The organism is Algoriphagus sp. (genome assembly GCF_030694375.1).
Taxonomy (GTDB): domain Bacteria; phylum Bacteroidota; class Bacteroidia; order Cytophagales; family Cyclobacteriaceae; genus Algoriphagus.
The window spans coordinates 416,973-432,638 of sequence record NZ_JAUXYL010000038.1 but is presented as its reverse complement, the minus strand read 5'-3'; the positions used below and the strand labels follow the sequence as shown (position 1 = coordinate 432,638).

15 protein-coding genes are annotated in these 15,666 nt (G+C 41.7%); 6 read left to right on the top strand and 9 right to left on the bottom strand.

The genetic code is table 11. From position 1 onward, the window contains the following. Window positions 1-74 precede the first annotated feature (74 nt). From Q8M62_RS13715 to Q8M62_RS13695, 5 genes are all read left to right on the top strand, one after another. Complete coding sequence (locus Q8M62_RS13715; protein ID WP_304900912.1) at window positions 75-476, top strand: DoxX family protein; 402 nt, start codon at window positions 75-77, stop codon at window positions 474-476. A 277-nt stretch (window positions 477-753) separates the two neighbouring features. Continuing rightward, window positions 754-948, top strand: coding sequence for a hypothetical protein (locus Q8M62_RS13710; RefSeq protein ID WP_304900913.1), 195 nt, complete (start codon window positions 754-756; stop codon window positions 946-948). 1,260 nt (window positions 949-2,208) lie between these two features. Further along, complete coding sequence (locus tag Q8M62_RS13705; RefSeq protein ID WP_304900914.1) at window positions 2,209-2,772, top strand: hypothetical protein; 564 nt, start codon at window positions 2,209-2,211, stop codon at window positions 2,770-2,772. Between the two features lie 55 nt (window positions 2,773-2,827). Further along, window positions 2,828-5,008: a TonB-dependent receptor plug domain-containing protein gene (locus Q8M62_RS13700; RefSeq protein WP_304900915.1), complete on the top strand. Its 2,181-nt coding sequence runs from the start codon at window positions 2,828-2,830 to the stop codon at window positions 5,006-5,008. 204 nt (window positions 5,009-5,212) lie between these two features. Further along, window positions 5,213-6,592, top strand: a complete 1,380-nt coding sequence (locus tag Q8M62_RS13695; protein WP_304900916.1) for a Fic family protein — start codon at window positions 5,213-5,215, stop codon at window positions 6,590-6,592. A gap of 30 nt (window positions 6,593-6,622) precedes the next feature. Here Q8M62_RS13695 and Q8M62_RS13690 read toward each other — a convergent pair whose 3' ends face one another. From Q8M62_RS13690 to Q8M62_RS13675, 4 genes are all read right to left on the bottom strand, one after another. Beyond that, the gene (locus tag Q8M62_RS13690; RefSeq protein WP_304900917.1) at window positions 6,623-6,973 is read right to left on the bottom strand and encodes a hypothetical protein; all 351 of its coding nucleotides are present in this window, start codon (window positions 6,971-6,973) and stop codon (window positions 6,623-6,625) included. A 220-nt stretch (window positions 6,974-7,193) separates the two neighbouring features. Then, window positions 7,194-8,027, bottom strand: a complete 834-nt coding sequence (locus Q8M62_RS13685) for an alpha/beta hydrolase (protein WP_304900918.1) — start codon at window positions 8,025-8,027, stop codon at window positions 7,194-7,196. Window positions 8,028-8,769: 742 nt separating this feature from the next. Then, entirely contained in the window at window positions 8,770-8,985 is a 216-nt protein-coding gene (locus Q8M62_RS13680; protein WP_304900919.1) for a hypothetical protein, read from the bottom strand. Between the two features lie 235 nt (window positions 8,986-9,220). Next, complete coding sequence (locus Q8M62_RS13675) at window positions 9,221-10,126, bottom strand: ArdC family protein (protein WP_304900920.1); 906 nt, start codon at window positions 10,124-10,126, stop codon at window positions 9,221-9,223. Window positions 10,127-10,496: 370 nt separating this feature from the next. Between Q8M62_RS13675 and Q8M62_RS13670 the strand changes: the two genes are divergently transcribed. Beyond that, window positions 10,497-10,709, top strand: a complete 213-nt coding sequence (locus Q8M62_RS13670) for a hypothetical protein (protein ID WP_305351902.1) — start codon at window positions 10,497-10,499, stop codon at window positions 10,707-10,709. Between the two features lie 242 nt (window positions 10,710-10,951). Here the strand turns inward: Q8M62_RS13670 and Q8M62_RS13665 are convergent, their stop codons facing one another. From Q8M62_RS13665 to Q8M62_RS13645, 5 genes are all read right to left on the bottom strand, one after another. Beyond that, window positions 10,952-12,904 carry a heavy metal translocating P-type ATPase gene (locus Q8M62_RS13665; protein ID WP_305668182.1) on the bottom strand — a complete coding sequence of 651 codons (1,953 nt, stop codon included), beginning with the start codon at window positions 12,902-12,904 and terminating at the stop codon, window positions 10,952-10,954. 13 nt (window positions 12,905-12,917) lie between these two features. Beyond that, the gene (locus tag Q8M62_RS13660) at window positions 12,918-13,535 is read right to left on the bottom strand and encodes a hypothetical protein (protein WP_146250844.1); all 618 of its coding nucleotides are present in this window, start codon (window positions 13,533-13,535) and stop codon (window positions 12,918-12,920) included. 14 nt (window positions 13,536-13,549) lie between these two features. After that, on the bottom strand, window positions 13,550-13,918 hold the full coding sequence (locus Q8M62_RS13655) for a DUF3703 domain-containing protein (RefSeq protein WP_111390979.1): 369 nt from the start codon (window positions 13,916-13,918) through the stop codon (window positions 13,550-13,552). A gap of 109 nt (window positions 13,919-14,027) precedes the next feature. Further along, the gene (locus Q8M62_RS13650) at window positions 14,028-14,444 is read right to left on the bottom strand and encodes a Fur family transcriptional regulator (RefSeq protein ID WP_111390978.1); all 417 of its coding nucleotides are present in this window, start codon (window positions 14,442-14,444) and stop codon (window positions 14,028-14,030) included. A gap of 14 nt (window positions 14,445-14,458) precedes the next feature. Further along, a complete protein-coding gene (locus Q8M62_RS13645) occupies window positions 14,459-15,661 on the bottom strand; it encodes an efflux RND transporter periplasmic adaptor subunit (RefSeq protein WP_103923853.1) in 1,203 nt (400 codons plus the stop codon). Window positions 15,662-15,666: the final 5 nt, after the last annotated feature.

Below are 15,666 nucleotides of genomic sequence, written 5' to 3'. Positions count from 1 at the left end.
ATTCATTTGTTCTGTAAAAGCGCTTTCACTGATTTCTGATTTAGCTTAGGTTTGTAGCAATGAAACTTGAAAACATGAAATACGCAGTTTTGAAAGATCTGGCATTGTTGGGTATTAGGATTGGCGCGGGTGCCATGATGCTCACCCACGGAATCCCGAAAATTGGACGATTTTTTGGTGAGGGACCAGTCAAATTCGCCGATCCCTTCGGTTTAGGACCAGAGATTTCCCTGGGAATGGCGATTTTTGCGGAGGTAATCTGCGCAGTTTTGGTGATGATTGGATTCAAGACCCGCCTTGCTACGATTCCATTAATCCTAACAATGTTGACTGCTGCGTTTTATGCGCATTTGAATGACCCATTTGGAAAGAAAGAACTTCCCTTACTTTATGTATGTGTCTTCTTGGGAATATTAGCATTTGGGGCAGGAAAGTTCGCTGTTGATAGTTTTTTGAAAAAGAAGAAACTATTCTGAATCCGGTTTCTTATTAGTTCCGTAAACCTGTTTATGTTAGGTGGGGAAATCTTAAAAATACCCAGTACTGGGTATTTTTAAGAAAACTTAGATAGCTACCTTAGCCTCAATAAAATTTCAAGTAGCAATAGATTGGATGGGACAGCAGGGATCAAAAATGAATGAAGTTGAAAAAAATAACTCAATGAGATTTTCGGGACCTAATAAACCCGACGAAAAAAATCTGAAAGAGATTTCTAAGAGCAATTCAAATACCTTATTTTTTAATAGAAATAAAATGAGATTGAACTCAAAGATAAAGTCCGCTTTAGTAAAACTCAATCACCAAAAAGCGCAATTTAAGCGCGACCAAATTTTAAAAAACCGTCAGGAGAAACTTCAGAAATTCAGGATAAACTACATCCCGCTATGTTCGGATGAGGATTGGGAAGCAATGGCCGCATTTTATGCCAAAGAAGAGAAGAAGAAGTAAAAGTGAATAAGGTTTTAAGGAATCTTGCGGTTTAAAAAAGGTGGCAACCCGGAATTTCAAGCATAGGCATTTTTAACAACCACTTATAAACATTGGTGATTTAAGCCTATAACTCCACTTATTAAGATATATCAGACGTAGTTGTAAAACCTAAAGGGAAACTTTTTATCCGTCCTTTTGAAAAATCGGAACCAAATTGAATCCGGAATTGAGAATAAAAAAAAGGATACCGACTGGTATCCTTCGAAGTAGCGGGAACAGGACTATTTTAAATTACTGTTTACTAATAGTTTACGACTTAAAGAGGACAAATCGGGGGACAGGTTCATTTTGTACCAAAAAAATTAAATTCATTTGAATTGATTTTTGTCTAAATCTCGGATTTTTTGCAAAATCTGGGTTTTTGGTCTGTATGAGGGGTTCAGTTTTGAATGATATTTTTTTCTTTTTGATGTTAAGAACAAAAAACGTCCAAGGCTTCAGCTAGGCTAATCAGAAATCGAATCTTCATTTTTTATTCGAAATTTAAATTCATTTGAATTGATTTTAATTTCAGCCCTCGAATAATTCGTACTGTACGAGGTGTGCGAAGTGTACGAACCGTACGAATTAAGCCTTTTTTCTTTTTGCTGTTTGAGAATCTTTCTTTGTGGCAAAAACACCACTGATTGTTTTTGCGCTTCACCAATCACTTTGTGCACAATCTGTGTTCACAAAGTAAATTCCAAAGTTTCCATTGAGGTATAATTCATGAAAAGGCTATGAAGCAGGATTTTTATGAAAAGTGGCTGCTCTCCCTTTTCAAGAAAGGTTCCTCTAAATTAAATTTAATATCCAAAATCTTTATTTCTTCTACTATCTTGGAATAGATCAGTTTATAATTCGTTACTGAGCATCAACAGTGGATGGCCTTCCAAGACACGATTGGGTTACTTATCTATGTCTTTTAGTGTTTCAGTTGAAAAGTCAAACTCAATTTTCAAATGATTTGATCCGATAGCCCAATCCAACCGGAAAAATTAATCATTTCCAGTTGGCTAATTTAGATCGATGCCACGGAGAAAGAACAAAAAAGGATTTCTCTATTAGAGGGAATATGTAAACTGTTCAATTTTTAGAAGACAATTCTACTAAACTCAATTTAATGTCAACCTCATAATTTTCCACGCATCAATTCCAATGGCGTTAAATCATTATTTTTTATCCTTGGGATATTAAGTTCATTTCCATTCTTTTTTAACTTTACTTTAGCCTTTAATCATGAGAAAATCAGCTGCCATTTTTCTCCTTACGTGCTTTGGACTGTATCACCTCGGATTTTTTGCGGTGCAGTTCCTTATGCCTATGGCAATACATCAACATTGGGAAAATCAGATTTGGGAAAATGACGAAGACTTTCTTGAGGGAAAACTGATCCGAATTCCTTTTGCCATGCCGTATGGGCAGAATCAGGAAAACTTTCAAACGGTGAATTTCCAGATGGAAATTGAGGGAAAAGTGAACCGCGTAATAAAACAACGGTATTTTGAAGATCACCTGGAGGTAGTCGTGGTGAAGGATGAACTCCAAACGAAACTTAATGAACAAGTGAAACTCTGGATAGTTTCTCTCGCATCTGATCAGGGAGATTTTGAGGGGCCGCCTTTACAGAAAGTACTTTTAAAATCCTTCGCAAAAGACTTTGTCCCACGCGTACACGATTTCTCCCTTGCACCAAAACTTACCGAAATATTAATCCGGCATTTTTCTCCTTTTTTAGTCAGCATTCCGAAGGGAATCAAGGATATCCCACTGCTTCCTCCCCAGGGAATCCAGTTCTCTTGAATCTTTTTTCAGGGAAATAATCCCTGAATTTTCCCATCAATTATGACTTCTACTTATGAATTACAAGTATTATTTCTACTTGCTGATGGCCTATTGCTGCCTTTCAGGCAGAGTATATGCACAGCAAGACACTATTAAAACCTTATCTCTCGAAGAGATTAAAATCCAGAATTTCCGACTTCAAAACCCGGTCACCAGTCTCCCCTCAACGAATGGATTGATGATAATCGGAGGAAGGAAATCCGAAGTTATTTCCCTGAGCGGACTGGCTACTAATCTTGCAGAAAAGACAGGCCGTAGTCTTTTTGCAAAGATCCCTTCTGCATTTATTTATGACATGGATGGCACCGGCAATCAAATCAACCTCTCTGTAAGGGGATTAGATGGCCACCGCAGTTGGGAATTCAACGTGCGGCAAAACGGCGTAATGATCAATACCGATATCTATGGGTATCCTGCCAGTCACTATTCCATGCCAATAGAAGCGGTCGGGCAGATAGAATTGATTCGTGGAACCGCCGCACTTCAGTATGGTCAGCAGTTTGGTGGCATGCTCAATTACGTGCTCAAAAAACCCGATCCAAGCAGAAAGTTTAGCCTTGAAAACATCAGTTCCGCAGGTTCTTTTGGCCTCTTATCCAACTGCACCTCAATCGGAGGGACGGTAGGGAAGTTCAGCTATTTTGGGTACTACCAAAAGCGGAATTCCAATGGATACCGAGATAACGGAAAATCAGAGTCTGATGCTCAGCATGTGGAAATTTCGTATCAGTTTAATGATCGGCTAAAAGGCAAAGCAGAACTGAGCAGAAGTATCTTCTTGTACCAGATTCCAGGTCCGCTTACAGACGCACAATTTGAGCAAGACCCGACCCAAGCCACCCGAACACGCAATTATTACAGTCCGGAAATATGGGTTCCTGCAGTGACGCTGGAAGGCAAATTGGCTGCAAACACCAGTTTCAGCTTGGTGGGAAGCGGGGTATTTGGTCAGAGAAGCTCAGTCACTTTTGATGCCTTTGCCAATGTGCCCGACACCATCAATAGCTCAACCTCCGAGTACGCAGCTAGAAATGTGGATATTGATAATTACCATACCCGGACCGTTGAGGCGAGAATTCTTCACGGATATACTTTGGGTTCTGTAAAAAATGATCTCTCTATTTCCGTCCGATATTTCAACAATTCTTTTGATCGGAGGCAGCGTGGAAAGGGAACAACCGGTACAGACTATGACCTTACTATCATTGGTGAATTCCCTAGAGATATCAATTTGAAGAGTCACAGCATTGCCGCTTCCCTGGAAAACCAATTTCACCTAAATGACCGATTTTCAATTTCCCCGGGAATACGGATTGAAAATGGAAATTCGGTAATGAGTGGGACCATAAGTTTTGTGGAATCAGCGCAGGTACCTCAGGAAATTGAATATGATTTTGTGGCTTTAGGAATCAACGCCAATTATCACTTTTCGACTTCCAATCGCCTCTATGCAGGAATTTCCCAAGCCAACAGACCTGTCCTGTTTCAGGATATCATTCCCGGAAATCCCCTAACTATAATCAACCCAAACCTCAAACACAGCTTTGGATACAATTCGGAAATAGGCTGGGAACTCAGCCCCAAGGAGGCGATGAATTTAAACACCACTTTATTTTATACATTTATAGGTAACCGTGTTGGTAATATTTTGGTGGAACAAGATGAAACTTCTCTGATCCAAAAAAGCAACATAGGTGACAGCGGAACGGCCGGAGTGGAACTCCTCTGGGACTGGGAATTCCTGAAGAAAAATCGCTTTGCTCTTTCCTTTTATACCTCATCGAGTTGGATGCGGGCTAGATATCTTAATGGTTTAGTGGCAGGATCGGAAGGAAATGAGGAAATTGAAGGGAATTATGTAGAGGCTGTTCCCGAGTGGATCAGCAGAAACGGGCTAACCGCTTCCTATGGTTCTTTACAATTGGCTCTACAGCATCAGTTTGTAAGCGAATCTTTTTCCGACGCACTCAATACAAAAAGTCCACCTCCTTCAGGTGCAGTGGGTTTGGTTCCTTCCTATCACATCTGGGATCTTCAGGGAATTTATACCTATGAAAACCTGACTTTGCGGGCAAGTTTTCAGAATATTTTCGACAACTCCTATTTCACAAAAAGACCTCAAATGTATCCGGGACCAGGCATATGGTCGTCTGATGGAAGAAGTTTGGTTATTTCCCTTGGTTTTAGAATCTGATCAATTCCACCTTCTTATATTATAACTTAGGGATTAAACTCAGCGACAATTCTTCAAAACGAATCGACAAAAGCGGAGAAATAGAGAATCGCCATTCTCCCCAAAGAATGACGCGATTTAAGTATTGCGTCAATTATCATGACACAATTCTTTTTATTGCGTCATTTTTATGCTATTATTGTCGCGATACAAATGGGATTGAAAATGGAAAATCGAGATGAGCTACAACTGATTAAAGAAATAATTGCATCATCTTCTGATGGCTTAGGAATAGAACAACTGCTTCGATTGCTCCCATTTCATATTGAAAAGAGAGCGCTTCAAAGACGACTAAAAAGCCTCAGAGAAAAAAATCTGATCCTAATAAAAGGAGATGCTCGATCCACAAAGTATTATACAAATGTCCCTGAACAAACTCAGGATTCTGGAAGAATAAAATCAGAAGAGGAGCGACAATCGACCATTCCCCTTTCACAAGAAGGCAAAGACGTTTGGGCCTTGGTCTCACGTCCTGTAGCACAACGAAAACCTGTCGGATACGAACGAAGTTTCTTGGAAAATTACCGTCCCAACATCGATAGCTTTCTCAGCAAAGAAGGAAAACAAAAACTGGCTGAATGGGGAAATACTAAGAATGGAGAACAGCCAGCTGGGACCTATGCCAGAGAAATATTAAATCGCCTATTGATCGACCTCTCTTGGAATTCAAGTAGACTGGAAGGCAACACCTATTCCCTTTTGGATACGGAGTTGCTTATCCATAACGGAAAAACCCCCTCGAACAAATCCCCCATGGAAACGCAGATGATTCTCAACCACAAGGAAGCCATTGAGTTTTTGGTAGAATCGTCTGAAGAGGTGGGCTTCAATCGCTATACTTTTCTCAATCTACATGCTCTACTTTCAAACAACCTGTTGCCAAATCCCGCTGCATCCGGTAGGCTTAGAACATTTGGTGTTGGAATCACCAATTCGGTATTTACTCCGTTGGGAATTCCTCAACTCATCGAAGAATCCTTTGATCTGATTCTGGAAAAAGCAAGCCAAATCCAAAATCCATTTGAGCAGGCGTTTTTTGTATTGGTTCAGCTTCCCTATCTCCAACCCTTTGATGATGTCAATAAGCGAGTATCCAGATTGGCTGCCAATATTCCTTTGAACCGACACAACCTTGCTCCTCTTTCATTTATAGACGTACCGGAAGAAAGCTATATCAAAGGAATGCTAGGCATTTATGAATTAAACCGGATCGAATTATTCAAGGATGTTTTTTTGTGGGCCTATGAGCGGTCAGCTTTGAGGTATGCGGCCATTCGTCAATCTCTTGGCGAGCCGGATCCTTTCCGCTTAAAATACCGAGAAGAAATACGAGCGATCGTCAGCCACATCGTGACCAATGCAATGGATAAAGAAGCAGCATCCCAAGCAATAAAATCCGAAGTCAAAAAATTACCAGAACCAGACCAATCCAGGCTCTCCGAAGTAGTAGAAACAGAACTGTTGGGATTACATGAAGGGAATTTTGTCCGCTACCGAATCAGACCTTCCGAATTTACTGCCTGGAAAATGAAATGGGATTCTTAAGAATAAATTAATAGCCTTGAGATTCAACCTCTAATCTCTCAATCTAGCACTAAGAATTGAAACTGCTGGATACGGAATGCCAATTGCTCTACAAACTCGAAAATCCTCCTCTTTAACTTTGCCAAAAGTAATTAAGAGTTCATTGCCAATTACATTAAGTGATTCATCGAGTCCGTAAGCATTATATTCCAAGGATTCCTCATTTGTTTTTTCCTTGACTTGATCACTTTTTTCCAAAAAAAGAATCACTGGAAGACCACAAGAAATATCAGAAGTATTTTCAATTCTAACAGAGAATTCTTCACCTGGGACCAAATCATCTTGGCACCCAAAAGTGGATAAAACCGCAAAAAACAAAAGATATTTAGGGCTTAATCTCATTATAACAGGTTTTAGTATTTTAATGTGACATCACAAATTGATGTGGATCTAGATGATTCCTATTCCATTTGCATTCTCAACCAAGGAACTTACCCTCCAATTGGAATTTCTTCCCAGTTTTAAATTCTATCTGTTAAACGGATTAGGTGGTTAGATAGCTACATTGAAAAAATGGATTCCCAAGAAGCATAGAAGAAAAAGAAGAGAGTATAATGGATCGTTAGGACTTATACAGCAAAAATTCCTCTAGTTCATTTAAAAACCATCCACCAAATCCCATATTGTCGTAGTCCACCTGAAACCCAGTTAGATGATCACCTTCATATCGAATAATTGAACAATTGGTCCCAAGTTTCTGCTGAAGTTTCATAGCCGAAGCGTGGGTGGTAATTTTATCATTAGATGCAGTTAAAATCAGAAGTGGGCAATCGATAGATTCTATAGATTTTTCAAAGTCCTTACTGTCTTCCGGAAGGAGAATTTCTTTACCCTGCTCTTTATAGTACTCCACAATTCCATCAGGATCAGTGACAAAACCTTCCCCAATAATAAAATCAATCTGATTTTTAATCTGTGGATAGGCTCTTGATGCTATGGTAGTTCCCATTGACATGGCCCAGATTCCCATTTTCTTGTTTGGAATATTTTTTGAAATGGTTTCAACTACTGCTTCAAGATCCCAAGCGAACTCCTTGTAGTAGAGGTATTCCTTTTGAATCTCAAAATCTTGGCTTTTTCCAAATCCTCTATAGTCAAACGTGACTACCGTATAGCCAGCATTTGCCAGAATGGCTGCATGGTAAACAAAATAGGACATATTCCCAGCATCAGGATACGCCAGAATCAAAACTGTATCTCTGTCCTTTTCAGGTTTGGCCTCATAAATCCAAGTATTGAGTCGAAAACCATCTGCTGTGTGGATTTCCAATTGTTGGTATGCCCACTTGACTGAATCCGGGGTACGGATGTATTCCCTGTCAGGATTGATTGCAAAGGCTGAATTGAAACTTAGCAAAAGCAAAAAGATAAATGTTGATTTGGCTGAATTTTTCATAATAATCTGATTTTAATGTTTTTCGGACCAAATTCCTTGTGATCGAAAAGTAGCTTAATACTTTTATATAAATACATTTTTACACATTTACACTTTTACGCGCAACAACTTTGAATTAGGATCGTAAATTCTTATACTGCAACCTTAATTGCTTGACTATGTGGAATACAATTAAATTTTTAGGAACTCTTTTTATCAGCTTCATAGCAATGATTGGAGCATTGGGAGCAGAAAATCCTTTTCCGCTTTTTGCGGTTGCCTGGGGGATTTGGATACTCTATATCGTAAGTCTACGGACAAAAAGAAAAAAGGAATTGAACAGAGGACGACTAATCCGAGAAATTTTGGATAGGCTTTAAAAACAGCAAAAATTTTATATAGGCATCCCCCTCTCTCTTAATTCCCTCAAGTACGCCGCTAGCTTGATTGCGTCTCCATCGTCAAGTGATGATATCGCTAACAAACACAATTCCTTTAGGCGGCGTCCAGCTGCAAGTCTTTCATAGGGTAACTTTAAATTAGTGACACAAATTCTCCAAATCTTCCTACGGATACGCCCTTCCAACGTCACCAAATCCTCCCTGAGTCGCTCTTCTTCTAGTGTTGATTTTCTTGACAATTTCATGTCAATATTTTAAACACTTAATTTCCCTATTGCAAGGCCCCTACCCTTCACTTTTTAAAAGTGACTAGATTTTCAAGGTTGAATCAATGGAGATTCCTTATCAATACTGAAAGTCTGTTAGTTTTCCAGATTCCACATCCACCTATCGGCTGCAGCTTTCCAATCACCGATATGTTCTCCTGATTCCCAACGCCAACTTTTTATTTGCAAGCAATAATAAAAAACCTCTCCTTCTTCTTTATCAAACCTATTTGTGATGAAGTACCTTTTTACTTCATTCCTAGTAGGCATCTCAAACCATAAATTTTCCCAATTTCTTGCTTTACAAATCATAGTCTTTTGATTTGGTGAAGCATTAAACTTCCGGAAAGAATTGGCCCATTTTTCACCAGTAGATCCGTAGTTGGGTCTTTTTTTAAGACAAAAAGCCAAAGGCAAAATCTAAAAGTCAATAATGAGAATTATCAACTAATTAAAGGAACTGAATCATAAATAAAACTACCTTTTGAAAGTTATGAGTTAGAACCAAAATCTTGAACTAAGCAGTGCTCAAGTAAAGTAAGGGGGATTATTCCTCCCCCTCCTGGTCAATTCCAAGAATATAATTCGCTGCTTGATGTGCCTTTTGAGCTGCATAGATCAGCATTTTTGGATCTTCCTGTAGTGGCTTAAACCATCCTTTCAGATAAGCTAAGGAGTTTTTGAAATTAGCATCCTTGATTCCGGCAAGAGCATTCAAAAAACTGGCTCCCATTTCGGCAATCAATTCCTCTTTTGAATATTCCACCGAACCAAAACCAACCAAAGCCGGTCTTTCTGCAAATCTTCCTAATCTGCTTGAATGGCCTGTCGAGTGGATCATTTCATGAAAGAGAACTGAATAATATTGCTCGTCTCCATTGAAGGATTCCTTTTCCGGCATATTGATAAAATCTCTGGAAGGGCTGTAAAATGCCTCGTCTCCTTCATGAATAATATTCGGACAAGTGGTGTAGCCTGCAATGATGGATTCACAAGTTTCGATTGGGGAAAAAACCCTTTCCTCGGCACCTTCAATGGGAAAATTGATACCTTCTATTTGATCGATATTGAAAACCGTCCAGATAAAAGGAGTAAACTTCCTCCCAAAAAGATCCTCGCTTTCCCCTTCTTCATTGGTAGCCTTTCCTTTTACAAACTTGGAAATCTTCCAGAATACGACTTTAGAACCTTTTTCATCCTTCTTGACATTTCCACCAAGGTGCTTTGCCTGATTATAAGTAAGGAAATAGGGACTTTTGAATTTCTTGGATATGGTCACCCAGGCTAGCCAAAGTGCATTGAATCCCAAATAAGGACGGTTGGAAGCATAATTCTTCGGAGAGTTTTTAGGACTCCAAACTTGTTCCCAAGTAAGGTTTTCATTTTGGATACCTTTGATGATTTCGTTGGTGACGGTTTCCGCTAATTGGTTAAAATTTTCCCAAGCATTCATGGTTGTAGAGTTTTAAAGTGTGACAAAAAAGGATCGATAAAGCGATTATTGATTTGTTTATCAGCCACATAAAGCCCAGTTATATCCAAGGATATTAGGAAGATCGACCCGACACTTAATCCAAGATTTTTCCCGAGTACAAGGGGTAAATTTTTGGAAGTGAAGGGCGATATGTGGGCGTGAAGTGACATTTTTTTATCCACTGGTATTGAGGTTCTGACCGACATGCAACCCATAGAGTGTGGTTCTGCATAAGGCAAAAGCCTGGGATAAAAAACTGGGAGGCAGTCCGTAGGAGACCCTGTTTTTTTAGATCAGGGCGGAGCGCACTTTTGACTGTTGCAGGTTCGCACTCAACCTTTGCATCGTCGTGTCATTCACCGAAGACCGGGGGATTGAGAAGAAAAAAATGGAACGGAGCGCTGACCGACCGAAACGGATAAAAATCTCGATGTACTTGGAAGAAAAATCGGAAAAAGGCTTGCCCCCCAAAGAAGGCTCGGGCTACGGCTTCACGAAACGGCCTTCCCAAGTCCCAGGCTTGCCGGGACTTAGAAGAAGGGTAAGTGTAATGAAGCGGTAGCCGTGGGGAGTGAAAGCCCTTTCCTTGAGTGAAGAGCAAGGAGCTGTCATTTGAAAATGGCGCGAATGAATCGAAACGAAAGGAGTGGGCGAAACGGGGGAAATGACTTAGGGATGGAATTGAAAATCCATTTGAAAACGAGTCTTTAACTTCAACCGGTTGAAAAAGTAACCCAACCTTAGGAATGCCAACCTTCAGCTAAAGAAAAAGAGGATTGCAAGTACACCTGATTGAACTTTGGGTTAAGAGCGCTGTATTCTTACAGCGTTCAAAATTGCCAGCAATGCCACTCCAACGTCGGCAAAGACTGCTTCCCACATGGTGGCTATACCTCCGGCTCCAAGTGCCAGTACAATAACCTTCACTCCAAAAGCCAAGCTGATATTTTGCCATACGATCCGTTTTGTCTGCTTGCCTAACTGAATAGCAGTAGCAATTTTTGAGGGCTGGTCAGTCTGAATCACAACATCAGCTGTCTCAATGGCTGCATCACTACCCAAACCACCCATTGCAATTCCCACATCGGCCAGAGCAAGGACAGGAGCATCATTGATACCGTCCCCCACAAAAGCAATGACCCGGCTGGCATCTTTTTTCAGTTCTTCTACCTTTTCCACCTTTTGCTCAGGCAGCAGATCACCAAAGGCTTTATCTATTCCGAGTGATTTTGCCACCTGTTGGGTCACTGCATTCTTATCTCCTGACAGCATGATCAGTTCCCGAACTCCTAATTTGTGTAGTTCATTGATGGACTGAACAGCATCTTCTTTCAGTTCATCCGCGATCACTAGATATCCCGCATATTTTTGGTCTACTGCTACATGGATAACGGTATTGACCTCCCTGGCTGCATCAGTATGGGTAACAATCCCTTCCTTATCCAGCAGTTTTTGATTGCCTACCAGCACATGCTTGCCATTTACAATTCCTTTCAGTCCGTGCCCGGCAATTTCCTCCTGTTGTTCGGGTTCTGAAATTTCTCTTCCTTGCTTTTTAGCATACTCTGTAATGGCTTTTGCGATGGGATGGGTGGATTTGCTTTCCATTGCTGCTGTCAGACTAAGCCAATCAAGTGTAATTCCCTCCATGGTCACGGCTTTCTGAACTTCAAACACTCCCTTTGTAAGTGTGCCTGTTTTGTCCATCACCAGGGTAGTAACGCTGGTCATGAGGTCAAGAAAGTTGGAACCTTTAAACAGTATGCCTTTTCGGGAGGCTGCACCAATCCCTCCGAAATAACCAAGTGGGATAGAAACAACCAACGCACAGGGGCATGAGATCACCAAAAAGATCAAGGCCCGATAAAGCCATGCTTCAAACATATAGTCTTCCAAAAAGAAATAAGGCAAGAAGGCCAGGCCGATGGCCAGAAAGGTGACAATGGGTGTATAGACCCGTGCAAACTTACGGATGAACTGTTCAGTTTTTGCCTTGCGTGAGGTGGCATTCTGGACTAGCTCAAGGATGCGGGCAATTGAACTTTCATTGAACCGTCTGATAACTTTCAATTCAATCAGCCTATCGAGGTTCACCATCCCAGCAAGCACATTTTCTCCTTTGTTGTAGGTCGCAGGTTTGCTTTCGCCAGTTAGGGCCGAGGTATTAAAGCTGCCTTTTTCACTGATCATTTCCCCATCGAGGGGTACTTTTTCTCCGGGTTTAACCTGGATGGTTTCCCCAATTTGTACTTCCTCGGGGTGTACGGACACCGTTTGCCCACCTCTATAAACCGAAGCCGAATCGGGGCGGATGTCCAACAGGGCTTTGATGTTTCGCTTGGCCCGGTTCACGGCCGCATCCTGAAACAACTCACCGATGGCATAGAAAAGCATCACCGCAACCGCCTCTGGATATTCCCCTATGGCAAAAGCCCCCAATGTGGCTATGCCCATGAGGAAAAATTCAGTGAACACATCACCTTTTAAGATGGACTTCCAGCCTTTGACCAACACCGGCCATCCCACGGGCAAATAGGCCAGCACATACCAGCCAATGCGAATCCATCCCTGGAAAATTGCAGGCTGTCCCAACTGGTCAGCGGCAATTCCAGCAAGTAGCATGACAAAGCTCACCATACCACTTCCCCAAGTTTGCAGAAAAGTTGGAGAGGTTTTTTCCTCTTCCTTTTTTGGTTTGCCTGGATGCTGGTCAGTGCTGCAGCAGGCTTTATCGTCTAAGTGATTTGTATTTGTCATCGTCTAATCTGTTTTAATCTGTGAAAAAGGAAATGATGCCAGTGAGAATAAGTATGCCACCGGAAATCAGTCCTGCATTATGTTCCAATTTGTGCCAGTTGAATCGGTGCAGCCCTTTTTGGGCCAGGTAAACCCAAAAAGTAATCCCGAACACAGAAACAATGGTGTAGAGTAGTCCCACAGCTAGGATCATTGGAAAGCCATGAGTTCCTGCCATAAGGAAGTAGGCTTCAATTTCCAGGCAGGGCGAAAGAAACATGGTAAATACCAGCAAAGTCACAACCTGCGCTGCTCCTGCTTTTTCCAGCTTTTGTTTTTCAGCAATGTGAAAGTGGTGGTGACGGTGGTGTTGAATGACAAAATAAAAGCCGATGGCTATAAGCAATCCAGGAATGACCCAACGGGTGTAAGTGTGTAGGTTTTCAGAAAGTGACAAGCTGAACAAACCCAAAAACACTCCTAACAAAAAGGTGCTCAGCGAGTGAGCCAAAGCTGCCATCGCTGCAATGCGAACCGTCTTGATTCCCTCCCATCCAAACTTTTCTTTCAGGGCCAGCACCGGCAGCCAATGGCTGGGAATCAGTCCATGAAGGAGACTGAGCATAATGGTACCGGTGAGTAGAGCGGTCATTCTTTAGGACTATTTTATTTTTTGAACTGATTTATTATTGCCTTCAGATCTGCTGGTATTTCCATAGGCAAGAGAGGCGGAACATTGGCGCCTCCAGTATTACCTACAGGTATTTTCCCTACAAAGGATTTTACTCCACCTACAAAGAGCCTGAGAATCTGACCCCGTATTTCCTTCCAGTCTTTGATTTTAAAACCAAACCGAAGCATGAGCCAATGCACTTCAGAGTGCTGGTAAGGATAGGGCTGACCAAGGATGTGGGCCCTTTCCAGATGCTGCCAAGCTTCCCGTAAAAACCACTTCCCCAGTTTATCCCGATATGCATCCAGTTCTTTTTGATAATGTGGCTTTAAGCCTTTCGGCATGGTGGTATTAAATTTCATATGCTCCTAATCATCCTAAGTTGTGAGGTTTTCCATGATGCATGGTTTCATTTCATTGGATGTTTGACTTAAAATTACTAGTAAACCCAATGCATAGTACTTGCAATATTCATCCTGCACATTTCCCGCAAATCCCCTTTACTACCAAGTTGGCTTCTTCCCCTTTGAACATGCTTGGCAGTTCAATTTCCGGGATTTTATACTTGGGCAAACAGAAGGTTTCGCTACACACCCGACAATGAAAATGCACATGCAGGTCCCTTTCGATATTACACTCGCATCCCTCTTCGCATAGGGCGTATTTAGGCGCTCCGGTACCGTCATCGATACTGTGCACCAGTCCATTTTCCTGAAAGGTTTTCAGGGTGCGGAATAGTGTCACCCGGTCTGACTTTTCAAAGGCCTTTTCCAAGTCGGAAAGGCTGATGGCCGTCTCTTGACCTGCCAGTGCTTCCAACACCAACAGCCTCATGGCTGTTGGTCGGATGTCTTTCTGCTTGAGTTTATCTTCGAGTTCTTTGATCATAAGGATGATTCATTTTAATGTGCGTGTCCTTCTCCTTCTTCTTCGGTATTTTTGGCTTTAGCCAACAAGGTGAAAGCACCTTTGGTGACCACTTGAAGGGCACTTAGGTCCTTTTCTGAATCGGCCAAAGAAATCTGGGTATAGCCATCTTCGGTATATCCTTTGATGACTTCCATCATTTCAAAATCATGAACGGTTGCACCGTTTTCTGTTTTTTCTCCTGTATAGGCAAAGACATATTGTTTTCCACCAAACCGAACGATTCCTTCCTCTTGGATAGCCAACACTTCGTTGCTGTCGGTTTCGATCCTTGCAGCTATATACATTCCCGGCTTCAAATCTTCGTGCATCTTTTCTAAGTGGCCATGTACAGTCACCGACCGGTCTTCCCGCACTCCGCTACCTATCAGAAATACTTCTGCTTCCCGCCATTCTTCAGGAGAATTCGCCAATGCAAAGCGGATCCGTTGTCCTTCCTGCACTCTGGGGATGTCGTTTTCATACACGGTAAGTTCCACATGCAGGTCTTCGGCATTGGTAATGTCCATGATCACATCTTGCGGGTTGATGTATTTGCCCACATTGGTATAAATCTCCCGAACGGCACCGTTAACCGGAGCGAAAATATTTACAGAAGCCGAGATATTTCCTTCGCGGATTTTTGCCGGATTGAAGCCAATGAGCTTCAATCGTTCTTCCATAGTTTTAATCCGGGCTTCATTAGCCAGAAAGTCACTTTTGGCTTGCTGAAATGTTTTACCAGAAGCTACTTTTTCATCAAACAGCTCCTTCTGACGGTCAAATTCGGCTTTCAGAAATTCCTGTTTGGCCAGACTCTCCAGGTATTCTTGTTGAAACTGGATGAACTCCGGATTTTCAATTACCACCAATAACTGACCTTTTTTAACCTTTGTGCCAGGCAGCATTTCAGTGTATTTCACAAAGCCTCCATAGGGCATATGGATGGAAATATTGCTTTGCGGGGGCACGTCAATCACCCCGTTGACCCGGAGTTCCGAACCAATAACCCGCTTCTCAAGGCTTCCGAATTTGATGCCTGCCTGCTCAAACTGCGCTTTGGTAAGTTCCACTGTATTCTCACTTTCTGTATGATTCACCTCAATGACTTCCTCATCTTGTGGTCCGCAGGAGGAAATGGTCAACCCCAGGAGAAGAGCCATTGAAGTTTTGCTGATGTATTTGAATATATTTTTCATTGTTG